The 11,887-nt window shown below is 69.0% G+C and carries 13 protein-coding genes and 1 pseudogene; 7 read left to right on the top strand and 7 right to left on the bottom strand.

Annotation, left to right across the window (positions count from 1 at the left end; all coding sequences use genetic code 11):
• The coding region (locus tag ABDW21_RS14095; RefSeq protein WP_343599628.1) for a hypothetical protein at positions 1-94 on the top strand (94 nt) is incomplete at its 5' end.
• Between the two features lie 10 nt (positions 95-104).
• On the opposite strand, the gene ABDW21_RS14090 is transcribed toward ABDW21_RS14095, so the two are convergent.
• Both ABDW21_RS14090 and ABDW21_RS14085 read right to left on the bottom strand, forming a co-directional pair.
• The gene (locus ABDW21_RS14090; protein WP_343710593.1) at positions 105-1,388 is read right to left on the bottom strand and encodes an MFS transporter; all 1,284 of its coding nucleotides are present in this window, start codon (positions 1,386-1,388) and stop codon (positions 105-107) included.
• 110 nt (positions 1,389-1,498) lie between these two features.
• Positions 1,499-2,311, bottom strand: a complete 813-nt coding sequence (locus ABDW21_RS14085; protein WP_343599532.1) for an RDD family protein — start codon at positions 2,309-2,311, stop codon at positions 1,499-1,501.
• 58 nt (positions 2,312-2,369) lie between these two features.
• Here ABDW21_RS14085 and ABDW21_RS14080 point away from each other — a divergent pair, with 58 nt between their 5' ends.
• On the top strand, positions 2,370-3,362 hold the full coding sequence (locus ABDW21_RS14080; RefSeq protein WP_343710592.1) for a stage II sporulation protein M: 993 nt from the start codon (positions 2,370-2,372) through the stop codon (positions 3,360-3,362).
• A 27-nt stretch (positions 3,363-3,389) separates the two neighbouring features.
• Here the strand turns inward: ABDW21_RS14080 and ABDW21_RS14075 are convergent, their stop codons facing one another.
• Genes ABDW21_RS14075 through ABDW21_RS14055 form a run of 5 tightly spaced genes read right to left on the bottom strand, consistent with a single transcriptional unit; the run spans position 3,390 to position 8,870 of the window.
• Complete coding sequence (locus tag ABDW21_RS14075; RefSeq protein ID WP_343710591.1) at positions 3,390-4,712, bottom strand: DUF58 domain-containing protein; 1,323 nt, start codon at positions 4,710-4,712, stop codon at positions 3,390-3,392.
• Entirely contained in the window at positions 4,712-5,695 is a 984-nt protein-coding gene (locus ABDW21_RS14070) for a MoxR family ATPase (RefSeq protein ID WP_343599538.1), read from the bottom strand. The genes ABDW21_RS14075 and ABDW21_RS14070 overlap by 1 nt, the downstream gene beginning before the upstream one ends.
• Entirely contained in the window at positions 5,692-6,825 is a 1,134-nt protein-coding gene (locus ABDW21_RS14065; protein ID WP_343599540.1) for a DUF4350 domain-containing protein, read from the bottom strand. Before ABDW21_RS14065 ends, ABDW21_RS14070 begins: the two co-directional genes overlap by 4 nt.
• Entirely contained in the window at positions 6,807-7,460 is a 654-nt protein-coding gene (locus ABDW21_RS14060; RefSeq protein WP_343599542.1) for a DUF4129 domain-containing protein, read from the bottom strand. Before ABDW21_RS14060 ends, ABDW21_RS14065 begins: the two co-directional genes overlap by 19 nt.
• Before the next feature lie 15 nt (positions 7,461-7,475).
• Complete coding sequence (locus tag ABDW21_RS14055; RefSeq protein WP_343710590.1) at positions 7,476-8,870, bottom strand: hypothetical protein; 1,395 nt, start codon at positions 8,868-8,870, stop codon at positions 7,476-7,478.
• Here ABDW21_RS14055 and ABDW21_RS14050 point away from each other — a divergent pair.
• The 5 genes and pseudogenes from ABDW21_RS14050 (at position 8,869) to ABDW21_RS14030 (ending at position 11,803) form a co-directional block, all read left to right on the top strand.
• A complete protein-coding gene (locus ABDW21_RS14050) occupies positions 8,869-9,333 on the top strand; it encodes a GatB/YqeY domain-containing protein (RefSeq protein WP_343599546.1) in 465 nt (154 codons plus the stop codon). The two genes, ABDW21_RS14055 and ABDW21_RS14050, sit on opposite strands and share 2 nt — an antisense overlap.
• Positions 9,334-9,435: 102 nt before the next feature.
• Positions 9,436-9,756 (top strand): hypothetical protein, encoded by a 321-nt coding sequence (locus tag ABDW21_RS14045; RefSeq protein ID WP_343599548.1) that lies wholly within the window; start codon positions 9,436-9,438, stop codon positions 9,754-9,756.
• A pseudogene (locus ABDW21_RS14040) lies at positions 9,740-10,297 on the top strand (DUF222 domain-containing protein). The gene ABDW21_RS14045 and the pseudogene ABDW21_RS14040 overlap by 17 nt, the downstream one beginning before the upstream one ends.
• 892 nt (positions 10,298-11,189) lie before the next feature.
• On the top strand, positions 11,190-11,429 hold the full coding sequence (locus tag ABDW21_RS14035) for a transposase (RefSeq protein WP_343599552.1): 240 nt from the start codon (positions 11,190-11,192) through the stop codon (positions 11,427-11,429).
• A gap of 65 nt (positions 11,430-11,494) precedes the next feature.
• A complete protein-coding gene (locus ABDW21_RS14030; RefSeq protein WP_343710589.1) occupies positions 11,495-11,803 on the top strand; it encodes a hypothetical protein in 309 nt (102 codons plus the stop codon).
• Positions 11,804-11,887: the final 84 nt, after the last annotated feature.

Genomic DNA, 11,887 nt, shown 5'->3' with positions numbered 1-11,887 from the left:
GACCCGGCCCAGCCGGGCAGGTGGCTGTGAAGCGCGGAAGGGACGCAGCCGAACGGCTGCCGAACAACCCCGGGACGGGGTGCAAGTCGCGTGACCACTAAAGATCACTCACTTGCAACGGGCTCACGGGTCGCCGCGGTCGCCGGTGCAACACCGTCGGTGTCGCGGTCCGCGGTCGCGCGGGCCGTTTCGGGCATCGCGATCAGGTACCAGACGAATCCGGCCAGGGCCAGGGCGCCCAACGCCCGGAAGGCCGCGTGGTAGCCGGCGCCGACGACGATCCACCCGGCAGCGAAGTTCGACAACGCCGCACCGACGCCCGTCGCCGTGGTGATCGCCCCCAAGCTGACGTTGTAGCGGCCCGTTCCGTGCGTGACGTCTTGGACCACGAGCGGGAACAGCGCACCGAAGATGCCCGCGCCCACACCGTCGAGAAGCTGAACGCCGACAAGCCAATACGAATTGTCCGACAGTGGGTAGAGGAACCCGCGCAGCGCCAAGACCGCGAACCCCACCAGGATGATCGGTTTTCGGCCCCAGAGGTCGGCCCGCGCGCCGGCGAGGTAGGCCACCGGCACCATGACCAGCTGTGCGGCGACGATGCAGGTCGCCATCAGTGCGGTGCCCACGTCTTTGTTGTGCAGCCCGAGCACCTGACCGACGAGCGGCAGCATGGCCGCATTGGCGAAGTGAAACGCCACCGCTGCCGCGGCGAAGGTCATCAGCCGGCGATTGTGTAGCAGTACCGCGAACCCCAACGGCCGCGGATGAGGCTCGCCGGGGGCATGGTCCATGCCCCGTGCCAGGTCGTGGTCGATCGCCTCGCCCGGGATCCGGAATGTCGGGAACAGGCTCAGCGCGGCCATGGCGGCCAGTACCCAGAACACCACCACCGGGCCGAAGAAATAGGCGAGCCCGGCTGTCGTGGCCGCCGCCGTCGCGTTTCCGGCATGGTTGAACGACTCGTTGCGGCCGACCCGCCGGGCGAACAGCCGCGGCCCGACAATGCCCAGCGTGATGGCGGCCAATGCAGGGGCGAAGATGGAGCCGGCGATCCCGGTCAGCACCTGCAGCAGCGAGATCGCGGCCATGCCGTGGACGAGCGGGATCGCCACCGACCCGACGGTGACGGCTATCGCACCGGCGGCTACGAGCGCCCGCTTCGCCGTCGTCGTGTCGACGACGGCGCCGACCGGTGTCTGCGCGACGATCGCGGCCAGCCCGCCGACCGCCATGACGAACCCGATAGACGCCTGGTCCCAATGCCGAACCAAGAGCAGGTAAATCGACAGGTACGGCCCCAGGCCGTCACGAACATCGGCCAGTGTGAAGTTCAGCAGGTCCAGGGCGCGCGCCAGTCGCCGCCCGCCGGTCCTGGCTTCCCGCACACCCATAGTGATATATCGGATACTATCGCGATGCAACGCGAATTCGCGCGCGTCGCCGGCCACGGTGCACGGCGTCGGCGGGGGAACGCCGTGCGGGGGCGCGACCGTCGTCAGCTCGGCGGCGCGAACTCGCCCTCGCCCGCCGGGGGTGCCGGCCACGACTGCGGCCGCGCTCCCGGCGGGGCAGGCTGCAACCGCGCCAGTTCCCTGCGGTGCCGCTCGGCGAGCACAGCGGCCAGCGCAAGCTGCAGCGGGGTGCCCGGTGGGGGCGGCGGCGCAACACGCGCCAGCACGTCGCCGGCGATCCGGTGAGCCATCTGATCGCGTACTTTGGATTCGAGTTGTGTTGCACGCGCGAGGAATTGGCGTGCCAGCTCGGCCTGTTCGGCACCCAGGCCGGAAAGCTGGAGCGATGCGGCCCACCAGGACAGCGACTGCGGCATCGCGGGGGGCGGAGCCGTTTTCGGCCCACGCTCGCTGATCACCACCGTTCCGGCGAAGATATCGCCGATCCGCTTGGCCTTCGGCGACAGCAGACTCGATATCACGGCGGGACTGCCCAACAGCATCCAGATCTCCACTACCGAGGCAAACGCCCGAAACAGCGCCTGGCGGAACCGTTCCGGGCCGCCGTCGTCGGACACCACCCGTAGCCCCACCACAAGCTTGCCGAGCGACCTTCCGCGCGTGGCGGTTTCCACCACCAACGGATAACCGACCACCACCAACACGGTGAAGATGACCAGGATCGCGGCGGTCGCCGCATCGTCGAGCTGGCTCAGGCTGGACGCCCACAGCACCAGTCCCAGCAGATAGCCGACGAGCATCACCGAGATATCGATCAGCGAGCCGACCGCCCGCACCGGCAACTGCGCGATCTGCACGTCGAGCACGACAGCGTCACCGGTCACCACCTCGGGCATGACGGCAACGCTACTCGCCGCGGTGCGATCGGCCGGCCCACACCGTTACTCTGCAAGCGTGGACGTCGACGCGTTCGTGCTGACGCACCGTGCAACCTGGGATCGCCTGGACCGGTTGGTCAAGAACCGTCGCAGCCTGTCCGGCGCCGAGATCGACGAGCTCGTCGACCTCTACCAGCGGGTGTCGACGCACTTGTCGACGCTGCGCTCGGCGTCCTCCGACGCGGCGTTGGTCGGCACGTTGTCCAGCCTGGTGGCGCGCGCTCGTGCCGCCGTCACCGGCGCGCATGCCCCACTGGCCGGTGAGTTCGCCCGGTTCTGGACGGTGTCGTTCCCCGTAGTCGCCTACCGCGCCCGGCGCTGGTGGCTGGCGACGGCCGTGGCGTTCTTCGCCGTCGTGTGGGTGATCGCGGTATGGGTCATGGGCAGTACGGAAGTGCAGTCCACGATCGGAACCCCAAGTGACATCGACGAATTGATCAACCATGACTTTGCGTCGTACTACAGTGCGCATCCCGCCGCGGCGTTCGGCGTGCACGTCTGGGTGAACAACTCCTGGGTTGCCGCGCAATGCATCGCGTTCGCCGTCGTGCTGGGCTTACCGATCCCGTTCGTGCTGTTCCAGAATGCCGCCAACCTCGGCGTCACAGCGGGGCTGATGGTTGCTGCCGGCAAGACCGACGTTCTGCTGGGTCTGCTCGCTCCGCACGGCATCCTGGAACTGACCGTGGTCCTCCTGGCGGCCGCCGTCGGGTTGCGGCTGGGGTGGTCGGTGATCTCACCGGGAGATCGCCCGCGCGCCCAGGTGCTCGCCGAGCAGGGCCGCGCTGTTGTCGCCGTCGCCGTGGGGCTGGTGGTCGTGTTGTTGATCTCCGGTGCCATCGAAGCCTTCGTGACGCCGTCGCCGTTGCCGATGTTCCTGCGGTTCGCCATCGGAATCCTTTCCGAGGCAGCGTTTCTTGCTTATGTCGTGCACTTCGGCCGGCGTGCCGTCCGAGCGGGGGAGACCGGCGACATCGCCGACGCGCCCGATGTCATCCCGACCGGCTGACGACCCCGACCGGCTGACGACCCCGACCTACAGTCGTCCAGCGGCTTTCATTGCCAGGTAGCGGTCGGCGAGCGCCGGCGCGAGCTCGGCGGGCGGCGCGTCAACGACGTCCACTCCTCCGTGGCGCAGCCGGCAGGCGATCTCCCGCCGGTCGTTGCGGGCGCGCTCGGCCGCCGCCGCGTCGTACACCGCCGCTGCGTCGGCGCGGCCGGCCGCCAACTGGTCGACCCGCGGGTCGGCGGCCGCGGCGACAATCACCCGATGTCTGGCGGACAGCTGCGGCAACACCGGCAGCAGCCCCTCGTCGAGTGCGGTCGCGTTGAGGTCGGTCAGCAGCACCACCAAAGCTCGTCGCCGGGCACGCCCCAGGATTGCGGAAACCATTGCTCGCCAATCGGTTTCCACAAGCTCGGCCCGCAGCGGTGCCATCGCGTCGACGAGCCCCGCCAGAAGCCCGGTTCGCGATGCGCCGAAAACGGCGGCCCGGGTCCGCCGGTCGTGGGCGAGGAAGTCGACCCGGTCGCCCGCCCGAGACGCGAGCGCAGCGAGCAGCAGCGCCGCATCCATCGACCAGTCCAGCCGCGGCCAGCCGCCCGGATCGGCGGCGGTGGGGTCGACGCCGACGCGGGCTGCCGCCATGCGTCCGGTGTCGAGCACGATGACGACCCGCCGGTCCCGTTCCGGACGCCAGGTCCGGACCACGACGTCAGTGCGTCGCGCGGTCGCACGCCAGTCGATCGAACGGACGTCGTCACCGACGACATACCCTCGCAGTGAATCGAATTCGGTTCCCTGGCCGCGGGTCAACGTCGGTAACATCCCGTCGATCTCCCGCAGTTTGGCCAGCCGCGGCGGCAGGTGCTTGCGGGACAGGAACGGCGGCAGCACTCGGAGTCGGCCCGCGACCGGTTGGGACGCCTGCCGTCCTGCCATGCCGAGCGGTCCGAACGACCGGGCGGTGACGGTGCCGGCGCGTTGGTCGCCGCGGCGGACCGGGCGCAGTGAGGTGTCCACGCGGTGCGCCCGCCCGGCCGGTATGTCGACGCTGTGGATGCGCGGGGCGGCGCGCGCGCTGGGCGGCCAGGCGTCGCGAACCTGGCCGCGGAAGCGGCGGCGGCCCGAGTTGTGAATCAGCAAAACGGCGTTCACGGTGTGGCCGAGGCGGACCGAGCCGTCCGGTGAACGCCTGATACGTAGCGCCCGAGTGTTGGCGGCGAGCGCCACATCCACGGTCACAGCGCATGCCAACACCGCAAAGAGTATGACGAAAACCATTGCGGGCCTGTCTGACAGCGCGATCGGTAGCACGCACACCAGCGCCACCAACCCAGCGCGCCCGGTCAGAATCACTAGCGCGGGACCGGGACCGAAGCCAGGATTCCCTCGAGAACCCCGTCGGCGGTGGCGCCCTCCAGCTCCGCCTCCGGGCGAAGCATCACCCGATGCCGCAATGTCGGACGCGCCATGGTCTTGACGTCGTCGGGGGTCACGTAGTCACGTCCGGACAGCCATGACCACGACCGCGCGGTGGCCAGCAGCGCGGTTGCGCCCCGGGGTGAAACTCCCAGCTGCAGAGCCGGTGAATACCGGGTGGCCGCAACGACGTCGACGATGTACCCGAGCACCTCGTCGGCCACCAGCACCTGGCGAACCGCCTCGCGACCGGCCGCCAGTTGCGCCGGCCCGGCGGCAGGCCGGATCGCCGACAGGTCGCGCGGGTCGAAACCGTGTGCGTGCCGGCTGAGGATCGCGATCTCGGAATCGCGTTGCGGCAGAGGCACAGTCAGCTTGAGGAGAAATCGGTCCAACTGCGCTTCCGGCAACTGGTAGGTACCCTCGTATTCGATCGGGTTTTGGGTCGCCGCGACGATGAACGGGTCGGGCAGCTCCCTCGGTTCGCCGTCCACGCTGACCTGGCGCTCTTCCATCGCTTCCAGCAGGGCGGCTTGCGTCTTGGGGGGTGTGCGGTTGATCTCGTCGGCGAGCAGGAGATTGGTGAACACCGGGCCCGCCCTGAACACGAACGCAGCGGTGCGGGCGTCGTAGACCAGCGACCCGGTGACGTCGCCGGGCATCAGGTCGGGGGTGAACTGGACACGCTTGAACTCCAGCGTCAACGCGGCGGCCAGCGCCCGCACCAGCAGCGTCTTCGCAACGCCCGGAACACCTTCGAGCAGTACGTGACCCCGGCACAGCAGGGCGATCACCAGGCCGCTGATCACCGCGTCCTGCCCGACGACAGCCTTGGCTACTTCGGTTCGTAACGCGAGCAGTGCGTCACGGGCGGTGTCCGCCGGCGGTGACTGCGCGGATGCGGGGGCCGATTGGGTCATGAGTGTGCGACCTGCCTTTCGATGTCGTCGAGCGCGCGGGCCAGGTGCACCAGATCGGTGTCGGTGGCAGGCGGCGGTCCGAACAGGGTATGCCATACCGTCTCGGGATCTGCGGTGTTGCGCTGTTCGACAGCCGCCACCAGCGCGGGTTCCGATGTGGCGCCACCCAGCCCGAGCCGGGGCCCCAGCCGGTGCAAAGTCGCGGCGCGCAATGCCTGGGCGGCGCGGTCACGAGCTTGGCGCGACCGGTACAGCCGCCCGCGTCCCTCGACGGTTTCCGAGGCACGCACCACTACCGGCAGCTCTTCGGCGACCAAGGGGCCGATCCGGCGGCCCTTCCACAGCGCTGTCAGCGCCACGGCCAGGCACAGCTGCGCGACGGCCCAGATGACACTGTGCGGTAGGAGATCGAAAATCGATGTCGTCGAGGATGATGTGCCCTCGAAACGCTGCGGGGCAAACCATACGACGCGGTGTCGCGCGCCGGCGAGGTTCATCGCGAGCGCGGCGTTTCCGGCGTGCAGAAGGCCCCCGTTGGTCATGAAATCGGAACTGCCGACGAGCGTGATGGTGCGGTCGCCGTCGCGATAGCGCACCAGGGCGCCGTCGTAGCAACTTGTGACCGCCCTGTCACCGACCGCGCGGAAGAGGTTGGTCGGTCCGAACTGCACCGATCCGGCCCGAACTGCCTCGCGCAGAGAGCAATTGGGCGCGTTGTCCAGCGTGCCGGCGCCCGCGCTGCGGACACCGGGAGCCAGTGCGGCGCGGGCCCGCGACGTCGGTTCCACCAGCAGCAGGTCGCCGGGTGCCTCTTCCAGCCGGCGCATCAGTGCGGGGTCGGCCAGGTACTGAGACTGCGCGAGCACCAGCAGGGTACCGGGCCGCGCACCACGCTCCGCGTCGGTGACGGTGTTGGCGACGACGACGTCGACTCCGCGGTCGCGCAGCAGGGCGACCAGGGCGTGCGTGCCCTCGGGGCCGGTCGACGCGGCGTCCATCCGGCCGCCCGATCGTGGCGCGGTCAGGTAGGCGCTCACCGCCGCGACACCGCAGATGGCGGTCAGCGTCAGTGCGATCCACCACCGCGGGCGTCGTCGAGTCGCCGCGGTGGTCACCCGGCCGGCGCCCATGAATCGGGTCGGAGCGGCTGCCGAGCCGCGGCAGGCCCGGCCGGCGGGCCGTACCGGAGGTGATCGTCGAGTTCGACGGTCGTCTGGTACAGGGCAGCTGTTCCGGGCCGCTCCCCATACGCGACGTCGTTGAAAACTGTTGCGGCCCTGACCAACTCGGACAGCAGATGTGGAAGAGCCGCACCGGCATCACGAGCGAGCTCGTCGGCGGTGCGCCCGGGCGCAGGGTTGAGCACCCCGGTCTCCTCGAGCTCGCGGGCGACGGCACGCAGCCGGTGCCGTATTGCGGCCGACCAATTATCTTTCGCGGCATAGGCTTCGGCGGTGGCGCGATGCCGGGCCGCGGTCAGCTCGACGGCGTCGAACAACTGACGGTCGGCACCGTGGCTGGTCCGCATCGCGCGCCGCGCGATGCGGATTGCGACCAGCACCGCGACCAGCACCAGGGTCAGCAGCACGGCGAGGGTGAACCACCCACCGGGTATGGAGCTGCTTTTGTCCAGGATGCGGAAGAGCAGTTGGCCGACCCAGTCGTGGAACCGCTGGGTCGGCGAGCCGCTGGAGTAGATCGGTTTCGCCAGCTCGCTCTGCGCGGCCCGGTGCGCGTCGTCGCGGCCGACGTCGATGGCGGACATGCGGGGCGCAGACCCTCACACCGGCCGGGTGAGCCACAGGTCGTCGGTGGACGCGGCCGCTTGCGGGCCGCGCGCGGCGCCCGTCCGCAGCACCAGGTCGAACGCCTCGGCGCGGATTCGGCGGTCGGTGTAGAGCAGTGCGACGACTCCGGCGCTGAACGGGGCCGCGATGATCAGGCCGACCGCGCCTCCGATGGCCGTGAGCGTCATACCGAGCAACGCACCGGACGGTGCACCCAGCAGCTGGCCGGCGAAGTCGAACGGGACGGCGACGGCGCCTGCGACGACCATCACGACGACGGCGGTCAGCAGCCGGATGCCGAACACCCGCCAGAAGCTGTTGCGAACCAGGCGGAAGGATCGGGTGATCGCGTCAGGGATCGCAAGCCGCTCCAGCACGATCAGCACCGGGGCGAACGACACGCCGGTGTAGAGGAAGACCACCGTCGCGATCAGGGTCAGCGTGAGCGGGAGGCCGAAGACGACGGCCGCGGCGTTACCGCCCACGGCGGCGACCGCGACGATGATCAGTGTCCACAGGCCGGCGAGGACGATCAGTACGACAGCCTCCAGCGCCGCCAGGCCGACCAGCGCCGGCAACCGCCCGCGGATTTTGGCCCATGCTTGGTCGGTGGTGATCGTCGACCCGAACACCGCCCGGCCGACGACGACGGTAAGCATGCCGCTGAGCAGGATGCCGGCCAGCCAGGCGATGCCGCTGGCGGTGGCACGCGACAGCAGCAGGTCGGCCACGTCGGTCCCGGTCAGTTCGCCGGGCGCCGTCGTCCGTATCCGGTTGGCTGCGGAAAACGGCCCGGCCGCGATTGCCAGCCCGATGGTCTGGGTGATCACGACGATGATGGCGGTGAGACCGAGGGTGGTCCTCGGATTGGACCGGATGTAGCTGACTGCGCCGTTGAAGATGTCGGTGAAACTCAACGGCCGCAACGGAATTATTCCCGGCTTGAGTTCGCCTGGAATGATCTGGGGCGGACCGCCGTAGCCGGGTGGCGGGCCGTAACCGGGTGGCGGGCCGTAGCCGGGCTGTGGGCCGTAGCCAGGCGGCGGGGGGTAACCCGGCGGCGGGCCGTAACCCGGCGGCGGGCCGTAACCGGGCGGCGGGCCGTAACCGGGCGGCGGGCCGTAACCGGGCGGCGGGCCGTAACCGGGCGGTGGGCCGTAACCGGGCGGTGGGCCGTAACCGGGCGGCGGGCCGTAGCCGGGCGGCGGGCCGTAGCCCGGCTGCGGACCGTAACCGGGCGGCTGATCACCCGGATAATCCGGGTAATCCTGGGCCGGCGTGTTCACCCGAGGTCGCCGTCGTGGTTGATCATGGATCCCATCCTGTCGACCGCCGGATCTTTTCTCAACGTCTCGCACCGGGCGTGCCTCGCGTAGCGTCTGAGCCATGGCGGAACTCAAAGCCCGGTTGCGGGCCGACTTGACCCAAGCGATGAAGACGCAGGACAAGTTGCGCACCGCAACGCTGCGCATGGTGCTGGCCGCGATCCAGACCGAGGAGGTCTCCGGCAAGCAGTCGAGGGAACTCTCCGACGACGAAGTGCTCAAGGTGCTGGCCAGAGAATCCCGGAAACGCGGCGAGGCGGCCGAGATCTACACCCAGAACGGACGAGGTGAGCTGGCTGCCGAGGAGCACGGCGAAGCGCGGATCATCGACGACTATCTGCCCACCCCGCTGACCGAGGGTGAGCTGGCCGACGTCGTCGACACCGCGATCGCCCAGGTGGCCGAGGAACTCGGCGAGCGGCCCAGCACCAGGCAGATGGGCATCGTGATGAAGGCGGCCACCGCGATCGCGGCCGGGAAGGCCGGCGGCGCACGGCTGGCGGCCGCGGTGAAAGACCGCCTCTGAGTTGCCGGCCCGCCAGGGCTCGGTGGCCCCGACGGAGCCGCCCGACCCCACCCCCGGCGAGGACGGGCTGCTTCGCGACGGTGTGGCGGCGCGATAGGCGGCGTGCCAGTCGCCTGGTGTTCTATCGAACATGCGTTTAAAACTGAGGCATCGCCGCAGCTCGAAGCTCATTCTGCGGATCTTGACGACGTCGGTTTTGTGGATGCGATCACGGCTGAGGCGCGCCGGCAGAACGCGATGTGTGCCCGAGAATTGGCCGCGATCGGTGAGTTGTATGCGAGTCGGGCACCCGAGGACGACACCGATCGCATCAATTGGGCGATCGACGGCCACGACGACGTGGTGGCCGAGGTGAGGGCAGCGTTGGGGGATCAGTCGGGGTCGGGCCCGGGGGCGGTTGCGGTATGTGATCGCTTTGCGTGAGCGGCTGTCCCGGGTGGCTGCGGCGTTTGCTCGGGGTGACATTGATCTTCGGTCGATGGCGGCGGTGGTGTGTCGCACCGAGTTGGTGCGCGATCCGGAGTTGGTGGCCAAGCTGGACGTGGTGATCGCCCGACACGAGCCGAGGTGGATGCGGCTGTCTGAGCCCAAACTCGCGGAGCGCATCGATATCTGGGTGATGCGGTTCGATCCGGCGGGGACGCGGGTGCCGTTGGAACGCAACGACGACCGCTATGTCGAAATCAGTCCCGCGCAGGCCGGATTGGCCGCGGTGTGAGCGCAGCTGCAGGCTACTGACGGTGCGGCGCTGGACCACAATCTCGATGCGGCGGCCGACACGGTCTGCGCCGACGATCCGCGCGCCCAGGAGCTGCGTCGGGCGGACGCGCTGGGGGCGGTGGTGGCCGGCTTGGACGCCCGAAGCTGCATGTGCGGTGCGTCGGCGTGCGCGGCGTCGGGGCGGCGGGCGGGCCACCGAGGTGGTGATTCGCGTGCTCGCCGAGCAGGCAACGGTCGATGGTGACTCGCCGGCGCCGGGCTATCTGCCGGGGTTTGGGCGGCTTCCGGCGATGGTTGTGCGCGGGGGGTGGCCAGGACGGCCACACTCACGCCGCTGGGCAGGCCGTCGGCCGATTCCGAGTCGGGGGATCGGCCCTCGGCGGCGTTGGCCGAATTCGTGCGGCTGCGGGATGTGACGTACCGGTTCCCTGGGTGCGACAGCCCGGCCGAGGTCTGCGACATCGACCACACGCTTCCGTGGCCGTTGGGCACGACCCACTCCTCGAAGGTCAGATAGCTTTGCCGCTGGTCGCACGCCTACCGGTGATCCAGTTAGGTGCGGCAGAGGTTTCGGCGTGGCGGCGACGGTCCGCCGCCGTCGATCGTGGGCCTCCGGCGTCGAGTGTGCGCGCAGGGATTTCAGTGTGCGCACAGGGCGGAGCTCCTCGGCGTGTCGTCGCCATCGACGCACACTCGGCGCGGGAAGCCGCCACGGATGCACAGTCGACGCACAGGACGCCAGTCGACCGTCACGCCACCCGTCGGACGCGGTTTTCAGCTGCCGCCAGCAGTAGGTAGATTGCCGACCTGCAACAAAGCTCCAATGTCTTCGCCGGTTCGCTTCACAGTCACCAACAAAAGGCCTGTTAAACGCGATCGGGTATGGGGTGTGCTTTGAGACGTGCGAGGTGGCAAGCATGGGTGGGGCCGATGGTGCCGAGGACGGGGAACGGTCGACAGACGAACGGACGTGCTCCCGGCGCGAGCGGGCGAGTCGGGCCTGTACGTGTTCGAGCTGGTGCGCCGTGGCGGCGACTCCAGGCAACCGTGCGCGAAAGCCGATGAGCCTCTCACGCACCCGAGAGCCGCGCACCGCCGCGGAGATCACTATCGTAGTTATAAGTAGTGTATTGTAGGTGCATGCGGTCGACTGGTGCAGGCGGGCCGATTACATCCGGGAGCGACACGGCATCTCTGCCGCCTGGGCGGATGAAGCGGTCAACGACCGTCACGCCGTCTGGCAAGTGCCGGACCCGGCCAGTCGGTCGGGCCTGTCGGTTCGGGTGATCGGCTATTCGCCGTCAGCGCGGATGGTGCTGACCGTGATTTTAATATCCGCCGATGCCGACCCCGATGAACGTCCGAATGGCGATTAGTGGGGCAACAATGCCTGGGTGTCGAATCAACAGGATCGAAGCCTTTACAGTGAGGAGCAGCAAGAATGAGCAAAATCGATAATTTGCTCGCCGATGAAGGCGCGCGCGCGGAAGCCTACCCGGGGGGACCGGCGCCCGAGCACGTCACGACAAGCCGTCCGAATCTTGGCCGCCAGAGCGTGGTATCGGTGCGCCTGGCTGCCGACGAGCATGAGCGGCTGAGCCAGGCTGCCGTCAAAGCCGGAATGTCACTATCGACCCTTATCCGGGTCTGGGCCATTGATCGACTCCTCGCCGAAGATCATGGCGAATCAGGTACCGTCGCCGAGCGTCTGGCACGGCTCGAACGCGAAGTATTCAGGCGACCCGCGTAAACGCCGCAGGGTGCACGCAAAAGCCGGCAAGAGTGCCGTTTGCCGCCATCTCTACTCGCGAGAATTGGGCTCTACTCGCGAGAA

Source organism: Mycobacterium sp. (genome assembly GCF_039583805.1).
Classification (GTDB): Bacteria; Actinomycetota; Actinomycetes; order Mycobacteriales; family Mycobacteriaceae; genus Mycobacterium.
Note: the sequence above shows the minus strand (reverse complement) of the source record. Positions and strands in the feature narration are given on the sequence as shown.

Bases quoted from the DNA above. Each gene is read 5' to 3' on its own strand.
- ABDW21_RS14060 (WP_343599542.1), bottom strand. From the start codon at position 7,460: ATGTCCGCCATCGACGTCGGCCGCGACGACGCGCACCGGGCCGCGCAG.
- ABDW21_RS14085 (WP_343599532.1), bottom strand. From the start codon at position 2,311: ATGCCCGAGGTGGTGACCGGTGACGCTGTCGTGCTCGACGTGCAGATC.
- ABDW21_RS14055 (WP_343710590.1), bottom strand. From the start codon at position 8,870: ATGGCTCAGACGCTACGCGAGGCACGCCCGGTGCGAGACGTTGAGAAA.
- ABDW21_RS14065 (WP_343599540.1), bottom strand. From the start codon at position 6,825: ATGGGCGCCGGCCGGGTGACCACCGCGGCGACTCGACGACGCCCGCGG.
- ABDW21_RS14070 (WP_343599538.1), bottom strand. From the start codon at position 5,695: ATGACCCAATCGGCCCCCGCATCCGCGCAGTCACCGCCGGCGGACACC.
- ABDW21_RS14050 (WP_343599546.1), top strand. From the start codon at position 8,869: ATGGCGGAACTCAAAGCCCGGTTGCGGGCCGACTTGACCCAAGCGATG.
- ABDW21_RS14030 (WP_343710589.1), top strand. From the start codon at position 11,495: ATGAGCAAAATCGATAATTTGCTCGCCGATGAAGGCGCGCGCGCGGAA.